Source organism: Cellulophaga lytica DSM 7489 (assembly GCF_000190595.1).
GTDB classification, from domain to species: Bacteria; Bacteroidota; Bacteroidia; order Flavobacteriales; family Flavobacteriaceae; genus Cellulophaga; species Cellulophaga lytica.
The window spans coordinates 2,961,816-2,980,905 of the sequence record NC_015167.1; the positions used below are offsets into that span (position 1 = coordinate 2,961,816).

14 protein-coding genes are annotated in these 19,090 nt (G+C 31.8%); 7 read left to right on the forward strand and 7 right to left on the reverse strand.

Annotated elements, in window-relative coordinates; all coding sequences use genetic code 11:
• Positions 1 to 174 precede the first annotated feature (174 nt).
• From CELLY_RS13025 to CELLY_RS13035, 3 genes are all read left to right on the forward strand, one after another.
• A complete protein-coding gene (locus tag CELLY_RS13025) occupies positions 175 to 1,893 on the forward strand; it encodes a GMC family oxidoreductase (RefSeq protein WP_013622148.1) in 1,719 nt (572 codons plus the stop codon).
• A 3-nt stretch (positions 1,894 to 1,896) separates the two neighbouring features.
• Positions 1,897 to 2,604: a gluconate 2-dehydrogenase subunit 3 family protein gene (locus CELLY_RS13030; RefSeq protein WP_013622149.1), complete on the forward strand. Its 708-nt coding sequence runs from the start codon at positions 1,897 to 1,899 to the stop codon at positions 2,602 to 2,604.
• A 99-nt stretch (positions 2,605 to 2,703) separates the two neighbouring features.
• Entirely contained in the window at positions 2,704 to 3,432 is a 729-nt protein-coding gene (locus tag CELLY_RS13035) for a M15 family metallopeptidase (RefSeq protein WP_013622150.1), read from the forward strand.
• Between the two features lie 2 nt (positions 3,433 to 3,434).
• Here CELLY_RS13035 and CELLY_RS13040 read toward each other — a convergent pair whose 3' ends face one another.
• Genes CELLY_RS13040 through tsaD form a run of 5 tightly spaced genes read right to left on the reverse strand, consistent with a single transcriptional unit; the run spans position 3,435 to position 8,169 of the window.
• Complete coding sequence (locus CELLY_RS13040; RefSeq protein ID WP_013622151.1) at positions 3,435 to 4,616, reverse strand: THUMP-like domain-containing protein; 1,182 nt, start codon at positions 4,614 to 4,616, stop codon at positions 3,435 to 3,437.
• A gap of 8 nt (positions 4,617 to 4,624) precedes the next feature.
• A complete protein-coding gene (locus CELLY_RS13045) occupies positions 4,625 to 5,713 on the reverse strand; it encodes an AI-2E family transporter (RefSeq protein ID WP_013622152.1) in 1,089 nt (362 codons plus the stop codon).
• Positions 5,714 to 5,720: 7 nt separating this feature from the next.
• Positions 5,721 to 6,371 (reverse strand): DUF4159 domain-containing protein, encoded by a 651-nt coding sequence (locus CELLY_RS13050; protein ID WP_013622153.1) that lies wholly within the window; start codon positions 6,369 to 6,371, stop codon positions 5,721 to 5,723.
• Positions 6,372 to 6,405: 34 nt separating this feature from the next.
• Complete coding sequence (locus CELLY_RS13055) at positions 6,406 to 7,113, reverse strand: 16S rRNA (uracil(1498)-N(3))-methyltransferase (protein ID WP_013622154.1); 708 nt, start codon at positions 7,111 to 7,113, stop codon at positions 6,406 to 6,408.
• A 27-nt stretch (positions 7,114 to 7,140) separates the two neighbouring features.
• The gene (gene tsaD, locus CELLY_RS13060; RefSeq protein ID WP_034644716.1) at positions 7,141 to 8,169 is read right to left on the reverse strand and encodes a tRNA (adenosine(37)-N6)-threonylcarbamoyltransferase complex transferase subunit TsaD; all 1,029 of its coding nucleotides are present in this window, start codon (positions 8,167 to 8,169) and stop codon (positions 7,141 to 7,143) included.
• An 82-nt stretch (positions 8,170 to 8,251) separates the two neighbouring features.
• Here tsaD and CELLY_RS13065 point away from each other — a divergent pair, with 82 nt between their 5' ends.
• From CELLY_RS13065 to CELLY_RS13080, 4 genes are all read left to right on the forward strand, one after another.
• Positions 8,252 to 12,634 (forward strand): translocation/assembly module TamB domain-containing protein, encoded by a 4,383-nt coding sequence (locus CELLY_RS13065; protein ID WP_013622156.1) that lies wholly within the window; start codon positions 8,252 to 8,254, stop codon positions 12,632 to 12,634.
• Between the two features lie 206 nt (positions 12,635 to 12,840).
• Positions 12,841 to 13,827: a 6-phosphofructokinase gene (gene pfkA, locus CELLY_RS13070; RefSeq protein ID WP_013622157.1), complete on the forward strand. Its 987-nt coding sequence runs from the start codon at positions 12,841 to 12,843 to the stop codon at positions 13,825 to 13,827.
• A 21-nt stretch (positions 13,828 to 13,848) separates the two neighbouring features.
• The gene (gene gap, locus CELLY_RS13075; protein ID WP_013622158.1) at positions 13,849 to 14,850 is read left to right on the forward strand and encodes a type I glyceraldehyde-3-phosphate dehydrogenase; all 1,002 of its coding nucleotides are present in this window, start codon (positions 13,849 to 13,851) and stop codon (positions 14,848 to 14,850) included.
• An 86-nt stretch (positions 14,851 to 14,936) separates the two neighbouring features.
• Positions 14,937 to 15,788 carry a hypothetical protein gene (locus CELLY_RS13080; RefSeq protein ID WP_013622159.1) on the forward strand — a complete coding sequence of 284 codons (852 nt, stop codon included), beginning with the start codon at positions 14,937 to 14,939 and terminating at the stop codon, positions 15,786 to 15,788.
• 81 nt (positions 15,789 to 15,869) lie between these two features.
• Here CELLY_RS13080 and CELLY_RS13085 read toward each other — a convergent pair whose 3' ends face one another.
• Together CELLY_RS13085 and CELLY_RS13090 are read right to left on the reverse strand one after the other, a co-directional pair.
• Positions 15,870 to 16,250 carry a RidA family protein gene (locus tag CELLY_RS13085; RefSeq protein ID WP_013622160.1) on the reverse strand — a complete coding sequence of 127 codons (381 nt, stop codon included), beginning with the start codon at positions 16,248 to 16,250 and terminating at the stop codon, positions 15,870 to 15,872.
• Positions 16,251 to 16,312: 62 nt separating this feature from the next.
• Positions 16,313 to 19,012, reverse strand: coding sequence for a putative LPS assembly protein LptD (locus CELLY_RS13090; protein ID WP_034644697.1), 2,700 nt, complete (start codon positions 19,010 to 19,012; stop codon positions 16,313 to 16,315).
• Positions 19,013 to 19,090: the final 78 nt, after the last annotated feature.

The window sequence follows — 19,090 nt, forward strand, 5'->3', positions numbered from 1 at the left end:
ATAAATACATTATAAATTAGTTGTATTAACATATTTTTAAATTGTATTTTGATTAAAAATTCTAAATTAGTGACTTCTGTTTTTTAGTAATTACCAAACAAAAAACAAAGCAAGGGCACAAAAAAAGAAGCTCTAATCATTGTAATTAACCAAATTAACTCAAACAAAAATAATATGCAGATAATAGAATCTTCAACTATGTATGACGTTATCATAGTTGGTTCTGGTGCTGGTGGAGGTATGGCAACCAAAGTTTTGTCTGAAGCCGGACTTAAAGTTGCTGTAGTAGAAGCAGGTCCTTTTTTTGATCCTAAAGATCCCAAGCAACAAACCCAATTTAAATGGCCTTATGAGTCTCCACGAAGAGGAGCTAATACCGTAAGAGATTTTGGAGAGTTTGATATGGCTCTTGGAGGATGGAATATAGAAGGAGAACCATACACGCAAAAAAACGGATCTAAATTTGCGTGGTTTAGATCTAGAATGCTTGGAGGAAGAACCAACCACTGGGGGCGTATATCTTTACGTTTTAGCGAAAGAGATTTTAAGCATAAAGATGTAGATGGTTTAGGAGAAAACTGGCCTATTGGTTATGATGATGTTAAACCGTATTACGATAAAGTAGATAAACTAATTGGTGTTTTTGGTTCTAAAGAAGGTTTGGTTAATGAGCCAGACGGATTTTTCTTGCCAGCACCAAAACCAAGATTGCACGAGTTGTATTATATGGACGGAGCTAAAAAATCTGGTGTTCCTGTTATACCTGCTCGTATGTCTATGGTTACAAAAAAAGTAAATAAAGACCGTGGAGTATGTGTCTATTGTGGGCAGTGCGGCAGATCTTGTCAATATTATGCAGATTTCTCATCTGGTAGTTGTTTAATTTTTCCGGCACAAAATAATGGAGGCCAAATAGATTTGTTTGTAAACTCTATGGTTAGGGAGGTTACTACCAATGATGAGGGTAAAGCAACTGGTGTATTATACATTAATAAGGAAGACCGTAAAGAGTACAGACTAAAGGGTAAGGTGGTTGTTATGGCAGCATCTGCTTGTAGTTCTGCACGTATACTATTAAACTCTAAAAGCAAGCAACATCCAGCAGGTTTGGGTAATAGTAGTGGTTTAATTGGTAAGTATTTACATGATTCTACCGGGGCAAGTAGAGGTGGATTTATACCTGCTATGATGGACCGAAAAATGTATAACGAAGACGGGGTAGGTGGTATGCACGTATATTCGCCTTGGTGGCTAGATAATAAAAAATTAGATTTCCCTAGAGGTTATCATATAGAAGTATGGGGCGGAATGGGAATGCCAAACTACGGTTTTGGTTTTAACCCAAATAGCTTTAATGAGTATTTTGGAGAAAAAGTAGGTGGCTATGGTAATAGTTTGCGTTCTGATGTTAAAAAATATTACGGAGCTACATTAGGCTTTGGTGGAAGAGGAGAATCTATAGCGCAAGAAACTAATTATTGCGAAATAGACCCAAACACGGTAGATGAATTTGGTATTCCTGTATTGCGTTTTAATTACCAGTGGACAGATTATGAGCGTAAACAAGCAAAGCATATGCAAGAAACGTTTGAAGAAATAATTCATAATATGGGTGGTAAAGTGTTAGGAGATACGCCTACTGCAGAACAAGATTATGGACTTAATAAACCAGGGGAAATTATACATGAGGTTGGTACTACACGTATGGGAGATAACCCAAAAACTTCTGTAGTTAACCAATATGAGCAAATGCATGATGTAGACAACGTTTTTATTGTAGATGCTGGTCCGTTTGTTTCTCAGGCAGATAAAAATCCAACCTGGACAATTTTAGCATTGGCTTGGAGAACATCAGATTATATTGTAGAACAGTTTAAACAGCAAAATATCTAAGTTATGGATAGAAGAAAAAGTATAAAATCTATTATTCTTGGCGGTGTAGCCGGTGGTTTAGCTTTAAACGGTTGTAAACCAGGTGTAGATAGTGATACAACTAGTACAGAAGAAGCAGTTGTAGATGAAAAGTATTTTGGACGTACACCAGAAGAAAAAGAGCAAATAGCAAAATTAAATGCAGAACAATTTTTTAATGAACACCAAATGGAAACCCTAGGTGTTTTATGTGCTTTAATTTTACCAGCAAATGAAAAATATGGTAGTGCTACAGATGTTGGTGTTCCAGATTTTATAGAGTTTATGGCTAAAGATATACCTGCATACCAAACACAGCTTAAGGGAGGTTTAATGTGGTTAGACCATACAAGTAATAAAGATTATGGAGTAGAGTTTAAAAAAGCTACACCAGAGCAGCAAAAAGTTATTTTAGATGCTATTGCTTATCCAGATAAAGAAGAGCCAACTTATGAGCAAAACTTCTTTTCTTTAATGCGTAATTTAACTGTTACAGGTTATTATACATCTAAAGAAGGAATAGAAGATCTTGGTTACAAGGGTAATACGCCAAATGTATGGGACGGTGTACCACAAGACGTGTTAGATAAGCACGGAAAATCTTACCCAAAAGAATGGATGCCTAAGTTTGTAGACCAAAGCAAACGTAATATTATGGCAGAATGGGATGATGATATGAATTTAATTACATAAATCATTTGGTTTTAAATTAAGAATGTTAAATTGCCTTTAGAGTTATAATCTAAAGGCAATTTTTGTTTTTAGAAGATGTATTATTGAATTCTTATAAAAATGAAACCAAAACACTTATTACTATTATTACTAATTTGTATTACTATTGCTTGTAAAAACAATAAAACAACGGCAGCAATTAATATAGTAACTAAAGACACTACGCTAATTAAAAAAGATACTGTTGTAGTACCACCAGTTAAGCAAGAGATTAAATACAAATCTTTATCTGGTTTGGCAGATACCACTTTTGTGCGTTTGGCAGATTATAGTGGCGATTTTGCTTATGATTTACGTTACGCAACAACAAATAACTTTTTAAAAGCTAAGGTGTATGATTGTCCAGAGTGTTATACTCGCGTTAAAACTGCTAAGGCTCTTTTAAAGGCAAATAAAGAATTTGTAAAACTTGGATACCGAATTAAATTTTTTGATTGTTACAGACCAAACTCTGTACAGTATAAAATGTGGAAAATAGTTCCTAATCCGCAATATGTGGCAAATCCTAAAAAGGGATCTATACACAACAAAGGTGGTGCTGTAGATATTACTTTAGAAACTCTAGATGGCGAGGAAGTAGATATGGGAACAGATTTTGATTTTTTTGGAAAAAGAGCTTACCATGACAATACCAATTTACCTAAAGAAATTTTAGCAAACAGAAAGTTACTAAAAGAAACAATGGAAAAATATGGCTTTTGGTCTATACGTACAGAGTGGTGGCATTACAATTTGTCTGCAATGTCTAATGCAAAAGTTGCTAATTTTAAGTGGGACTGTGGTGAGTAATATTATTGTATTTTACTGCAGAGCAATACAATTTTAGTGTTATTGCAGTCTGTTGTAAAAAATAGGTAGGTGCTACCACCATCTTTAATTTTAAACTTTTTACGAATATTAGCTACACTTTCAGGAAAATTACGTGTTGTAATATTAGCTTTTATTAGTTTTAAATGCTGAATTTCTTTTTTGTTAAAAGCTATTTTTTTTTCAACTTTAAAACATCTGCCTGCAAAATTTAGTAAGGTGTTAGAAGTGTATAAATGTGTATGTTCATGCAATTTATGTAGTTTGTAATGTGCAGCAACAGATTTAAAAGCTCCTGCTTTTAAAATAGCCGAATTAGGCTCGTAAATGTACTGTTGAGGTTCACTATAGGTTAATGCAACTTCTTTTTCATCTGTATAGTTAAAAGAAAAAAGAGCATCTTCAGTTTTAGTTAGGTTAATGGTTTTTATGGTAATGTCTCCAGTATATTCTTTTTTTAAAACCCATAATAATTCTTTTACGTCATTGTTAAGTGCTACAACGTGTATTTCTTTTACATTTTGTAATGATTTTATTCCAACTGAAAAATCTAACAGCGGAGATGTTTTTATAAGTATATTATCAGCTTTGCTAAAAATTAAATCTAAATGTTCTGGTACATTTGGTAAGCAATCTTCTAAAAAAAACACTTTTCCTTTGGCATCATTTCTTCTAGATGGATCTATGTAAATCCAATCAAAAAATAAGGTTGATTTTTTTAAGTAATCTAGTCCGTTTACGGCATAAGTTTTTATGTTATTAGCGCCTAATGTATTAAAGTTGTGTGTAGCTATTTTAGATACGTTTTCAGAAATTTCACAGTGGTAAACTGTTGTAATTTTTTTGGCAAAAAAGAAACAGTCTACACCTAGTCCTCCGGTAAGGTCTATTAAAGTATTACCGCTAACTAAACTTGCTTTGTAATTTGCTGTTTTTTCTGATGAGGTTTGCTCTATATTTAACTTGTTAGGGTAATAAATATTTGGGGTGTTAAACCAGGTAGGTAATTTATCTTTACACTTTTTTTTAGCTTCAATTTGTGCTGCTATTTCTTTATTGGATACATTATTAAATATATCTTTTTTAAGTAGAATAGACATAATGTCTGTTTCTAAATTATCAGCAATAAAATTTTGTACGTTGGTATGTAAAATAGCAGTGTTCAACCTTAAAATTATAAATTTTTAGTCATAGATTTTACAATTTTATTGTCTGCAAAAAATTCTTTTAAAATAACTTTAATTGCAGTGTAACCAGGTACAGCTATTATCATCCCTGTAATACCAAAAAGAAGTCCGCCAATAATTATAACAAGAAAAATTTCTAAAGGATGAGATTTTACACTATTTGAAAATATAAACGGTTGTGAAAAGAAATTATCTACCAATTGACCAATAATAAAACCAATCATTACATAGCCTGTTTTTGGTAAAATAACCTCACTAAAACTTTCACCTAAATTGCTAGACATTGTTAATGTTACCATTAAAGCACCGCCAATAATAGGTCCAACATATGGTATTAAGTTTAATAAAGCACACAAAAATGCAATTACAATGGCATTTTCTATACCTACAACTAGTAAAACAATGGTGTAAATAACAAATAATATTAGTATCTGAAAAACAAGTCCAACAAAATATCTAGATAGTAGACTGCTAATAGTGTCCATAGATTTTTTAAATCGTCCTTCTTTGTTTTGTGGTGTTAGCATTAAAAGTCCGTCACTAAATAGTTTGCGATCTTTTAAAAAGAAAAAAGTAATAAATAATACAGAAAACAGCCCAATACTTAAACTGCCAAGTACACCTACAAGAGAATTTAAAAAGTTAGGTATAAAGGCAAAATCTACATTAGTTAAAAAGTTTGATGATTTTACATTCTCCTCTAATTCTGTAGTGCTTACGCCAAAGTAATTAATAACTTCTGTGTATAAGTTTTCTATATTACCTTGTAACTGATTAATATCTAACAGAGCTAAATTATGCCCTTGTTGTATAATAAGCGGAATAAAAAGCGCAATTATACCGCCTACAATGCCTATTAAAAAAAACATAGTAATAATAACGGCTAAAGTGTTATTAAATTTTAATTTATCGCGTAGAAATAAAACAATAGGCCTGCCAATTAATGAGGCAACGGCTGCAATAGAAATATATACTAAAACAGAACTAATTTTGTATAAAAAAAAGCACAATAGTACAATGCCTACTATAATGCCAAGTGCACGTAAAATGCCATCTGCTATTGTTTTTGCTTTCATTTATTACTTAGTTGTTAAAAACGTATTTTATAATATTTGCGCCCATTTGCAAAGCTTTTAACCTTACGTCTGCATCATCATTATGTACTTCTTGATCTTCCCAGCCATCTCCTAAATCGCTCTCTAAAGTAAATAGCAATATAAGTCTATTATTGTGAGTAATTCCAAAGGCTTGTGGTCTTTTTCCGTTGTGCTCGTGTATTTTAGGTAAACCGTCTTTAAATTTAAACTTCTGATTAAAAATAGGGTGGTTAGCACCTAACTCTTCTAGTTTTTTATTAGGAAATAATTTAGCTATTTCTTTTCTAATATACGGTTCCATACCGTAATTATCATCAATATGTAAAAAACCACCAGATAGTAAGTAGGTTTTTAAGTTTTCTGCTTCTTCATTAGAAAAAACAACGTTTCCGTGTCCTGTCATATGTAAAAAAGGATACTGAAAAATACCTATGTTGCTAACTTCTACAGTTGCTGGTTTTGGTTTTATTTTTGTGTCTATTTCCTTATTGCAAAACTGTATTAAGTTAGGTAACGCAGTTGGGTTTGCATACCAATCTCCGCCACCATTATATTTTAAAATTGCTATTTCTTGAGCTTGTAAATTAGCTGTAATAGTAAATGAGACTAACAAACAAAAAATCGCAATTTTTTTCATACAAGTAAATGGTGATTTAAAAATGTTTAAAATACTATCCGTTATTAATCATAGCAACTGTAGCACAGGCTACTATAGCAGCTGTTTCTGTACGTAACCTGTTTTTTCCTAAAGATACAGGAATAAAACCATTTACATAAGCTTGTTTAATTTCTGCGGAAGAAAAATCGCCTTCAGGACCAATTAAAATAGTAACATCTTTGTCTGCAGCAACTCTTCTTTTAAGCTCTACTTTTTCTTCTTCTTCGCAGTGAGCAATAAATAATAAATCTTTATGCTCTTTTTGTACAAACTCAGCGTAAGGTATTGGAGCGTTTAATTTAGGTAAGTATGTTTGTAAAGACTGTTTCATAGCAGATTGCAATACTTTTTCCATACGCTCTAGTTTTAGTACTTTACGTTCAGAGTGGTCGCAAATTATAGGTGTAATTTCGTCTACACCAATTTCTGTAGCTTTTTCTAAAAACCACTCAAACCTATCGTTCATTTTTGTTGGTGCAACAGCTATGTGCAACCAATGCATAGGTCTGTGTTTTTTTTCTTTAGATGTAATTTGAGCTTTACATTTTTTTACATCAGCAACCATAATTTTAGCCGTAAATAAATATCCATTACCATTGGTTATGTATAATTCATCTCCTTCTACCTTACGTAACACCTTTACAATATGCTTGCTTTCTTCTGGAGGAAAAACAAATTGAGAAATACTATTGTCTAAAGTGCTGTTATAAAATAATTGCATAAAATATATTAATTTGGTTACTGTTTGTTATTCGTTAATTACGTAACGTGCTTTTGCTGTAATTTCTTGTGTTGTAAATAATTCTTCTTTGTATTTTAAGTAGCCAACTATACCTATCATAGCAGCATTATCTGTACAAAATTGAAAAGGCGGAATAAATGTTTTCCAACCGTGTTTTTGTTCTGCTTCTTGCAATATTTTTCTAATGCCAGAATTTGCAGATACGCCACCACCTATAGCAATTTGTTTAACACCTGTTTGTGCAACCGCTTTTTTAAGCTTGCTTAGCAGTACATTTATTATGGTGTATTGTATAGATGCACAAATATCATTTAAATTTTCTGCAATAAAATTGGGGTTTTTTTGTGTTTCTCTTTGTATAAAATAAAGTACACTTGTTTTAAAGCCACTAAAACTAAAGTCTAAACCACCAACTTTAGACTTAGGAAACGGAAATGCTTTTGGGTTACCCAATTGTGCATACTTATCTATTAAAGGTCCGCCGGGATATGGTAAACCTAAAATTTTTGCACTTTTATCAAAGGCTTCACCAACAGCATCATCTAAGGTTTGACCCAAGATTTCCATATCAAAATAGCTTTTAACCAGTACAATTTGCGTGTGTCCGCCACTAATTGTCATTCCAATAAAAGGGAACTCTGGTTTTTTACCTGTTTCATTATCAATAAAATGCGCCAAAATATGAGCTTGCATATGGTTAACCTCTATTAAGGGTATATTTAGACCCAAAGCTAAAGATTTTGCAAAGGAGGTACCTACAAGTAAAGATCCCATTAATCCAGGACCTCTTGTAAAAGCTATTGCAGATAAGTCTTTTTTGTTGATATTTGCCTTAGCTAGCGCTTGGTGCACCACAGGTACAATGTTTTGTTGGTGTGCTCTAGAGGCTAGCTCAGGAACAACACCACCGTATTCTTCATGAATCTTTTGTGTAGCAACAACATTACTAAGCATTTTACTATTGTGTAAAACTGCCGCAGATGTGTCGTCACATGAAGATTCTATTGCAAGTATATAGATATTGTTTTTTTCCACGTATTTTTGGAATAAAAATTGAAGTAACAAAGGTAAAACATAAAGAGCTATCAAAAAACTATTTAAAATACTACTAAGAATATTGCTGGTTTTATTACTGCTTTGTCTGTTAGCGACTTTTATTTTCTCATTATCATCTGTACAAACACGCCTGGCTAATTACGCTACAAATACTATAAATAAAGATTTTGGGACAAATTTACAGATAGATAAGCTAAAAGTTAATTTTATTACTTGGAATACATCTGCAAAGGGTATTTATGCAGAAGATGAGCAAAAAGATACTCTTTTTTATATAGGGGACCTTACTACATCAATATTAGATATTAAAAATTTAGTAAAAGGACAGTTAGAGTTTGGAGATATAAATGTAGACAACCTTCATTTAAAATTAAAAACATACAAAGGAGAAAGCAGTTCTAATTTAGAGGTGTTTATAGATAAGTTAGATGATAAAAAACCTAGAGCAGAAGGAGCAAAGCCTTTTAAAATGGTTTCTGGTAATGTAAATATTGGTGATAGTAGGTTTCAGTTAATTGATGAAAACTTAGAAAAACCACAACAATTAGATTTTAAAAATTTAAATATTGGCGCAACAGATTTTTTAATTTTAGGGCCAGACGTATCTACGCAAATAAACACATTAACTTTTACCAGCAGAAGAGGGCCAAAGGTAGAAAACTTAACCACAGCATTTAAATACTCTAGAACACAAATGAGGTTTGATGCGTTGCAGATAAAGACAAAAGAGTCTGACTTAAAAGGAAACTTGGTTTTTAATTATGACCGTAAAGACTTTAAAGATTTTATTAATAAAGTGCAAATAGATGCCAATTTTGCAGATTCTGAAATTGCCTTGGATGATATTAATATGCTATACAACCAGTTTGGTAGTGGTAAAAAAATAAGCTTATCTACAAATGTTACTGGTGTTTTAAATGATTTAAGCACAAAAAAATTAATGCTGTTTTCTGATAATACAGGTGTTAGAGGAGATTTTAATTTTAAAAATTTATTTACATTAAGTAAACCCTATGTTATAGATGCAGATATGAAAAGTGTAACCACAAGTTATTATGAGTTACGCTCTTTATTACCAAACATATTGGGTAAAGTGTTGCCATCATCTTTTTCTAAATTTGGACAATTTACTGTTAGAGGAACAACATCTATTACACAGACATTAGTAAGTGCTAAAGTTAATATTAATACAGCTATAGGTAGTAGTTATTCTGATGTAGAACTTACCAATATAAACAATATAGATAATGCAAATTACCACGGGTTTATATCTCTTATAGATTTTGATTTGGGTAAGTTTTTAGACAATAAAACTTTGGGTAAAGCTACTGTAGACATTAATGTAGACGGTAATGGGTTTGTAGCAGAAACTATGAATACAGAAATAACAGGTGAAGTTTATAGCATTAAATTTAATAACTACGTCTACAAAAATATTAAAGTGGTATCTGGTACTTTAAAAGAACAGTTTTTTGATGGTGCTTTACTAAGTAATGATCCTAATTTAAAACTTAATTTTAAAGGTCTTGCAGATTTTTCATCAGATAACAACACGTTTGATTTTATAGCGTCTGTAGACTATGCTAATTTTAAAGCTTTAAATTTTATTAATGATAGCGTATCTGTTTTTAAGGGTAATATTAATATGGATATTACAGGTAATACGTTAGATAACATTGTTGGAGCTATAAAGTTTAGAGAAACTAGTTATCAAAATAAAAATGACACCTATTACTTTGAAGATTTTGAGGTTACCTCTAATTTTGAAACAGACTCTCTACGTAAAATAACCATTAATTCGCCAGATATTATAACGGGTTATTTAGAAGGTAATTTTAAAGTAAATGAGTTAGATAAGTTAATACAAAACTCTATTGGCAGTATATATACCAACTATAGGCCATTTAAAATATCTGAAGGTCAAAAAGTAAATTTTAAGTTTAATATTTATAATAAAATTGTAGATGTATTTTTCCCAAAAGTAAAATTTGGATCAAATACATTTATTAGAGGTAAAGTTGTTGCAGATAAAGGAGATTTTAAACTCACCTTTAAGTCGCCACAAATAGAGGCTTATGGCAATAAGCTTGATAGTATTAACGTAAAAATAGATAATAAAAATCCGCTTTTTAATACGTTTATTTCTGTAAATGATGCTACCACTAATTTTTATGATGTAAAAGATTTTAAACTAATTAATACTAAGCTAAAAGATACATTGTTTTTTAGAACGGAATTTGCAGGTGGCCGTGGTTATGATGATACTTATTATTTAAACTTTTACCACACATTTAATAAAAATAACAGATCAGTTATAGGACTTAAGCGTTCTTCTATATTACTAAAGGGTAATGAGTGGGTGGTTAATAAAAACAGAGACAAAAAAAATAAAGTTATAGTTAACAGAACACTAGATAGTATAGATATTAAGGAAATTGTTTTTAATAATAATGCTAATGAACAAATACGCCTAAGTGGGAAGGTAATAGACTCTACTTATAAAGATTTGTTATTGGAGTTTAGTGATGTGTCATTACATAAAATAACACCAGCGCTAAAAAATTTAGAGCTTAAAGGAGAAGTTAATGGCTCTTTAAATATTTACCAAGAAGAAGGTAAATATTTGCCTTCTAGTAGTTTAACAATGACAGATTTTACAGTTAATGATATTAGATTAGGTAATTTAGGGGTAGAAATTGTTGGTAATGATAATTTAACTTCATTTGATGTAGAAACACACTTACGTAACAAAGGACAAGATAGGTTAGTTGTTGCAGGTGAAATAATAAATAAAAATAGTAGCCCTACTGCAGATTTAGATGTAGAGTTTAGTGATTTTTTAATGGAGCCTTTTTCTAATTTAGGAGAAGGTATACTGTCTAATATTAGGGGCTCTATAAGCGGAAAAGCTAAAATAACAGAGAGTTTAAGTAATCCAGATATTTCTGGTAAATTATTATTAGATAAAGCAGGTTTAGCAATAGATTATTTAAATGTAGATTATAGTTTTGCAAATAACTCTGTTGTTAATTTGTACAAACAAACTTTTGATTTTGAAGACATTCAACTTACAGATGTAACTAAAAATACCACTGCAACATTAGATGGTACTATTAGTCATAAAGAATTTGCTGCTTGGGATTTAGATTTAAATGTAAACACAAACAATAACCGTTTTTTAATTTTAAATACAGATTTTTCAGAAGAGAGTTTGTATTATGGTACAGGTTATTTAAATGGTACGGGTAAAATTTACGGTTCTACTAAAGCACTTAATATTGATGTTATTGGAGCAACAGCAAAAGGAACATCTCTTAAAATACCATTAAGTGATGTTGCTACGGTTGGCGATTATAGTTTTATAAATTTTGTAACCAAGCAAACCGAAGAGGATAAAAGAAGAGAGTTGCAAAATTATGAAGGCTTAGAGTTAATGTTTGATTTGGATGTTACGCCAGAAGCAGAAGTAGAAATAGTAATAGACCCTAATACAAAAAGCTCATTAAAAGGTACTGGTGGTGGCACTATATTAATGGAAATTAATACTAATGATAAGTTTAATATGTATGGCGAATTTGCAGTTGCTACAGGTGAATACAACTATAAGTACGGAGGTATTATAAACAGAAAATTTACTGTAGAGCCAGGAGGAACAATTATTTGGGACGGTTCTCCTTTAAACGCAGAGGTTAATATGCGTGCTATTTACTCTTTAGATGCAAACCCAGCTCCTTTATTAGATAATTCTGACTACACAAACCGTATACCTGTAGATGTTGTGGTAAGTTTACAAGGAGAGTTAGAAAAACCAGAAGTAGATTTTAATATAGAGTTTCCAAGTACTAGTTCTATTGTGAAATCTGAATTAGAATATAGATTGTTAGATCATAATTTTGAACAAAACAATGCATTTTACTTATTAATGCAAGGTACGTTTGTAAATGAAGAAAGTGGTTTAAATGCTACGGCATTAAGCGGTAACTTAACACAAACAGCATCTGGACTACTAAACTCGGTTTTTAAAAGTAACGGAGAAAATTTAGATTTAGGTATTGTTTATGAGCAAGGAAACCTAAATCCAAACGCTATACAAACAGAAAATAGAGTAGGTGTAACGGTATCTACAAAACTTGGAGAAAAAATATTATTTAACGGTAAATTTGGTGTTCCTGTAGGTGGTGTAGGAGAATCTGTAGTTGCTGGTGATATGGAAGTGCAAATTATTTTAAATGATAAAGGTACTCTTAGTGCTAAAGTATTTAACAGAGAAAACGAAATTCAACAATTTTTAGCAGAACGTCAAGGGTATACTCAAGGTGTAGGTTTAAGTTATCAGGTAGATTTTGATACGTTTAAGGAATTAATGACTAAAATTTTTCCTAATAAAGCACGTAAAGAAGAGGAGCCAAAAGTAGAAGAAAACTCAAAAAAACCTCAAAACTAAAATTACAGATACTTAAATTCTACCTAGGGAAATATTTTTTTTCTTCATTTTTATCCTTTTTTTCGGTTTAAAATCACACATTTTTAAGAGCTTTTGGTAAAACTTATTAACGAAAACGTTTGAAGTTTTAGCTGTGTCAAAATTTAGGGTTATTAGCACTAATTTATTAAAATAAGTTTCCTAGCTTTACTACAATAAATTAATAAATGGCATCAAAAATTAAAAAAATAGCAGTATTTACTTCTGGAGGAGATTCTCCAGGAATGAACGCAGCAATTAGATCTGTAGTACGTACTTGTGCTTATTTAAAAGTTGAGTGTGTAGGTATTTATAGAGGGTATGAAGGTATGGTTGAAGGAGACTTTAAACCAATGGATGCCCGTAGTGTAAATAACATTATTAATAAAGGTGGTACTATATTAAAGTCTGCACGTTCAGATTCTTTTAGAACACCAGAAGGTCGTAAGCAAGCTTATGATAATCTTGTAGCTAACAATATAGATGCTTTTGTTGTAATTGGTGGTGATGGTAGCTTTACCGGAGCAATGATATTTAATAAGGAATATGATTTTCCTGTAATAGGCATACCTGGTACTATAGATAACGATATTTTTGGCACAACCTATACTTTAGGTTTTGATACAGCTTTAAACACAGTTGTAGACGCTATAGATAAAATTAGAGATACAGCTAGTTCTCATAACAGACTTTTCTTTGTAGAAGTTATGGGTAGGGATGTTGGGCATATTGCACTTAATGCAGGTGTTGGAGCAGGAGCAGAAGAAATATTAATACCAGAAGAAAACCTTGGTTTAGAGCGTTTGTTAGAGTCTTTAAAACGAAGCAAAAAATCTGGTAAATCTTCTAGTATTGTAATTGTTGCAGAAGGAGATAAAACGGGTAAAAATGTTTTTGAACTTAAAGAATATGTAGAAGAAAATTTACCAATATATGATGTGCGTGTATCTGTACTAGGTCATATGCAACGTGGAGGAACACCTTCTTGTTTTGATCGTGTATTGGCAAGTAGAATGGGGGTAAGGGCTGTAGAAGCTTTGTTAGAAGGTAAAAGCAACTTAATGGTTGGTATACAAGACAACAAGTTAATACTTACACCAATAGAACAAGCTATAAAGGGACACACAAAAATAGATAAAGAACTCATTAGAGTTTCAGACATAATGTCAACATAATTAATAACAAAAAGTAAGAAAATGTCAAATTTAAAAATAGGAATCAACGGATTTGGAAGAATAGGTAGGTTGGTTTTCAGAACAACAATAAAAAGAGGTGACGTAGATGTTGTTGCAATTAATGATTTATTAGATGTAGAACATTTAGCATACCTTTTAAAGTATGATTCTGTTCACGGAAAGTTTGATGGTACTGTTGAAGTAAATGATGGTAATTTAGTAGTAAACGGAAAAGTTGTTCGTATTACTGCAGAACGCGATCCTAAAGATATTAAATGGGATGCAGCTGGAGCAGAAGTTGTAGCTGAGTGTACTGGTATTTTTACAACTTTAGAAAAAGCACAATTGCATATTGATGGTGGTGCTAAAAAAGTGGTTATTTCTGCACCTTCTGCAGACGCGCCAATGTTTGTAATGGGTGTAAACCATACAGAAGCAAAAGCATCAGACTTAATTGTATCTAATGCATCTTGTACTACAAACTGTTTAGCTCCTGTAGCCAAAGTTTTAAATGATAATTTTGGTATAGAAGAAGCTTTAATGACTACTATCCACGCAAGTACTTCTACTCAGTTTGTTGTAGATTCTCCATCTAGAAAAAATTATAGATTAGGTAGATCTGCAATGGCAAATATTATTCCTTCTTCTACAGGTGCAGCAAAAGCGGTAGGTAAGGTTATTCCAGAATTAAATGGAAAATTAACTGGTATGGCTTTTAGAGTTCCTACACCAGATGTTTCTGTAGTTGATTTAACTGTAAGAGTTAAAAAAGAGACTTCTTATGAAGAAATTAAAAAGGTATTTAAAGCTGCTTCTGAAGGAGAATTAGCAGGTGTTTTAGGATATACTGAAGAAGATGTGGTTTCTCAAGATTTTGTAGGAGAAGCACAAACTAGTGTTTTTGATGCTGGAGCAGGAATTGAGTTAAGCTCAACTTTCTTTAAAATTATTTCTTGGTATGATAATGAAGCTGGTTATTCTAATAAATTAGTAGATTTAGCTCAGCACGTAGCTAGCTTATAAATCCATTTTATAATTGTGATATAGTATCCTGAGAATTGGTAGGTAGTAACTTATTTTCAGGATACATTAATTTTAAGTAATAACGTATGATTTTAATTGTAGATAGCGGTGCTACAAAGTCTGATTGGATAGCCTTAGATGATAAAGGTGACCAGTTATTTGTGACGCAAACATTAGGTTTAAGTCCAGAAGTTTTAACCAGAGAAGTTATAGAAGACAGACTGGCAAATAATTTTGAATTATCTAAAAACAAAGAAAAAGTAACTAAGCTGTTTTTTTACGGAGCAGGTTGTGGTACAGAGCGTATGCGTTTGTTTTTAAAAGATATTTTTAAATCCTTTTTTCCTAATGCAGAGGCACAAGTAAAAGAAGATACCTATGCAGCAATACACGCTACTACTAAGTTAGGAGATCCTGGTATTGTATGTATATTAGGTACTGGTTCTAATTGTAGTTATTATGATGGTGAAAAAGTACACCAAAAAGTAACATCTCTAGGGTATATTTTAATGGATGATGGTAGTGGTAATTTCTTTGGAAGAAAATTGTTGAGAGATTATTATTTTCATAAAATCCCTAAAGATTTGGCAGACAAATTTGCATCTGAATATGATTTAGAAGCAGATCTTATTAAAGAAAATTTATATAAGCAGCCAAACCCTAACACATACTTGGCAACTTTTGCTAAGTTTATAATAGAAAACAAAGAGCACCCTTATTGTAAAGGTGTTATTAATAAAGGCTTACAGCAGTTTATTAATAATAATGTTATGCAGTTTGATTTGGCAACTAAAGTACCTGTAAATTTTGTAGGTAGTATATCTTATTTTTTAAGAGAAGAGTTGGCTAAAGTTATAGAGAGAAACGACCTTATTTTAGGAGTTATTAGAAGAAGACCAATTGAAGGATTGGTAGATTTTCATAAAAGTAACTTGTAAAAAAGAGAGTAAAAATAACACATAAGTAAAAAAGCGCAATCCATTACAGATTGCGCTTTTTTTATATTTACTAATTAAATTTTATTTTACGGCAATCATAGATATTTCTACATTTACAAACTTAGGTAAATTTGCTACTTCTACAGTTTCTCTTGCCGGTGCTGTATCTGCATTAAAATAAGAACCGTATACTTCATTAATTTCTGAGAACTGATGCATATCATTAACAAATATGCAAGATTTTACTACGTTTTCAAATGTCATTTCAGCTTCTGTAAGTATAGCTTTTAAGTTTTCCATACTTTGTTTAGTTTCAGCTTTAATATCACCTTCTATTAAATTTCCTGTTTTTGGGTCAATAGGTATTTGTCCGGATATGTATAAAGTGTTACCTGTTAATACAGCTTGGTTATATGGCCCAATTGGAGCAGGTGCATTTGTAGTTGTAATAATTTTTTTCATCTTAATTAAGTGTTTTTAATTATTTTAAAAAGAAGAAGAATACTTTAGAAATAAATGTTGTTTTATCTCTGGCTTCTTTGTTCCCATTTAAGGTCTTTAAGTATACTGCTCTTAATTCCTATAAAGAAATACCATCTTTCATAAGTACCAAAAGGAGTCCAGTTAAAGTTAAGTCTAAAACTCTTTAAATCTCTTTCAAAACGCAATTGTGTTAAAGAAAAACCTTGGTTTTTAAAATCGTAACCAGATGATACTCCAACTTTCCATCTAGGAGTTAAATCTACATTACCAGAAAACATTAAAGAGTGGTTGCTAATTTCATCCTGTCTGTTGGGGTTGCTATAGCTTACGGCATAGGCAAGCCTTATATCCCAAGGAATTGTGTTTTTGTATAACGGATTTTCTTTAACCTCTTCGTCTTCATCGTCATTAAGGTTTCCTGGCCTGCCATTAAAATTATCTGCGGTTCCAAATAAGTCGTCTGTTCTACCACCACTGGCGGCAACATAAGAGTCTCCGTTGTCCTTATTGTCATCCTCATCATCTTTATCCTTATCAAACATTTTACTACTTAAAGAGTATCCAATGTTGGCTCTTGCTGTGGTAAGTCTAAATAAGCTACCACCGTTATTAATATTTAGAGTATTAATTCTGGTGCCTTTGTTATCTATTGCGTAAGGATCTAGATTTGCAGAAAAGTTAATGGACATTTTTTTGTTTAAAATAGTAGTACCACCATTTACCCTAAACGGACTTAAACGTAGAGAGTCTGCTTGAAAATTATAATTAGTAGAAATATTAAAACTACTTAATAATGATATTTTTTTAGGCTCTGTAGCGGTAGAGTCTTTATCTTTTACTTTTGCTTCTAGCGTATTTTGTAAAGAAAAACTTAGAGCGCTACTTTGTGTTAAGCCAGGTGCACCATTTAAAGTTCCTTCAAACCTACTGTACTGTATGTATTCTCCATCAGCATTCATATACTCATCATAAGTTTCTTCAAAAGAAGGAGAGTAGCTATAACCAATAGATGGACGCATTGTATGCCTTATAGCTTGTATGTTTTTGCTTTCATCAAAAGTCCAAGTACCGTACACTGTTGTTCCTAAACTAGCACTAAAGCTGTATTTGTTGTAGCGGTCAAAGCCATTTATTTTTTCAGATACTACTTCTTCTGTAGTTTCATCATAAGACTTGTTATAGGTTTCTAGCGTCCAAATATCTTCATAAGATCCACCAAGACTAACACTTAACTGTTTAAAAAGTTTAAAATTAGTGCTAATAGGTATTCTGTGTCTTGCTCCAACTCTTGCATCATCAAACATTTCAGACTTAAAGAAAAGTGAATCTACTGTTGTTATTTGGTTTTGCGCATTAACATCATATTGAAAATTGATGTTCTGTATGATCCCTTTTTTTAAGCCATCTTTTTTTGCAAACGGAAAAATACGCTCCATACTTGCTTGCATTGTAGGTAGCGTTAAGTTAATAACGTCTGTATTGGTGTTTTGGTTATGAGTAGCTGTTAAACTAAGGTTTACAGACGGGTATGCCGGAAACGTTTTGGAATAGGAAACAGAAGATGATAAGTTGTTATTTTGGGTATTGGGTACGTTGTATTGGTTTAATGAACTTCTGTAATAATCACTACTACCAAGGTTTACATTTGCAGATAACCTGGAGTTAGGGTTATTTTTAGGATCTTGCGTGTGTGATATTTGTATGTTGTAATTTGTAGACCTGCTGTAGTCTTCAAATCCTTTTTGACTATTTATCTGGTTCTCAAATCTAATATTAACATTTCCCTTGTATTTGTAACGTTTAGTGTAGACGGACTGCCCTCTAAAACCGTAACTACCATTGGTGTAAAAGTCTCCTTGTAGTGTTAAATCTACATAATCATTAATAGGAAAATAATAACCACCATTTTGTAAAAAATACCCTCTGTCTGGATCACTACCAAAAGTTGGAAAAATTAAGCCTGCAGTATTACCAGTTGTCATAGGAAAATAAGCAAACGGTAATGCAATTGGTGTAGGTACATCTGCAATAAACATATTACTATAACCTGCAATCATTTTTTTTCCGGGTACAAATTTACCTTTACGTACAAGTATATAATAGTCTGGATTTATAGTATCGTTAGATGTAGTAATTTTAGCTCTACTCATAAAATAAACAGAGTCGTTTTCCTTTTTTGTTTTCTCTGCATACACTTTCATAGCATCACTACCTATGCTTCCTAAACCAGCTTGTTGCTCTGTTCTAGAATTCCATATAAGTGCCTTTTGTGTATCAAAATTAAACCTTATAGAGTCTGGTTTAACAATTTGGTTTCCTTGTTTAAAATCTGGTAGCTGAGAGTAAACTCCAGTAGAGTCTTTAATACGGCCTGCATAAACTTCGTTTTTAGCAAGATCCATAATTATAATACCCGCTTTTAACTCTGTATCTTGGTAGTAAAGTTCAGCTTTATCATATAGGTAAATTTTACCCTCTTTGCGGTCATAACGCATATAACCTTCTGCTTTTCTTTTTACAATATCTGCAAGTAAAGGCTCTTTTTTAGAGGTAGAATCTTGTATAATACTATCTTTTTTAACAGGGGCACCTAAGATATCTGCAGGAATTAATGGTGCTACTATAGTGTCTTTTTGTTTCTTTATAGTTAGTGGTATTACCTTATCTTCCTGTGCAGATAGGCTTAAAACCCCTAAAAACAGGAGTAAAGAAAAAAGTAAACGATGTTTATTTGATTGCAAGGCTATAAATCCTATTTTTGTATTGATTTGGCTCGTCGTTTTGGGCTTCAAACTTACGCATATTTTTTATTTTAAAAT

Excerpts from the sequence above, each read along its gene's own strand:
- CELLY_RS13025 (WP_013622148.1), top strand. The coding sequence starts at position 175 with ATGCAGATAATAGAATCTTCAACTATGTATGACGTTATCATAGTTGGT.
- CELLY_RS13030 (WP_013622149.1), top strand. The coding sequence starts at position 1,897 with ATGGATAGAAGAAAAAGTATAAAATCTATTATTCTTGGCGGTGTAGCC.
- CELLY_RS13035 (WP_013622150.1), top strand. The coding sequence starts at position 2,704 with ATGAAACCAAAACACTTATTACTATTATTACTAATTTGTATTACTATT.
- CELLY_RS13045 (WP_013622152.1), bottom strand. The coding sequence starts at position 5,713 with ATGAAAGCAAAAACAATAGCAGATGGCATTTTACGTGCACTTGGCATT.
- CELLY_RS13050 (WP_013622153.1), bottom strand. The coding sequence starts at position 6,371 with ATGAAAAAAATTGCGATTTTTTGTTTGTTAGTCTCATTTACTATTACA.
- CELLY_RS13055 (WP_013622154.1), bottom strand. The coding sequence starts at position 7,113 with ATGCAATTATTTTATAACAGCACTTTAGACAATAGTATTTCTCAATTT.
- pfkA (WP_013622157.1), top strand. The coding sequence starts at position 12,841 with ATGGCATCAAAAATTAAAAAAATAGCAGTATTTACTTCTGGAGGAGAT.
- gap (WP_013622158.1), top strand. The coding sequence starts at position 13,849 with ATGTCAAATTTAAAAATAGGAATCAACGGATTTGGAAGAATAGGTAGG.
- CELLY_RS13080 (WP_013622159.1), top strand. The coding sequence starts at position 14,937 with ATGATTTTAATTGTAGATAGCGGTGCTACAAAGTCTGATTGGATAGCC.
- CELLY_RS13085 (WP_013622160.1), bottom strand. The coding sequence starts at position 16,250 with ATGAAAAAAATTATTACAACTACAAATGCACCTGCTCCAATTGGGCCA.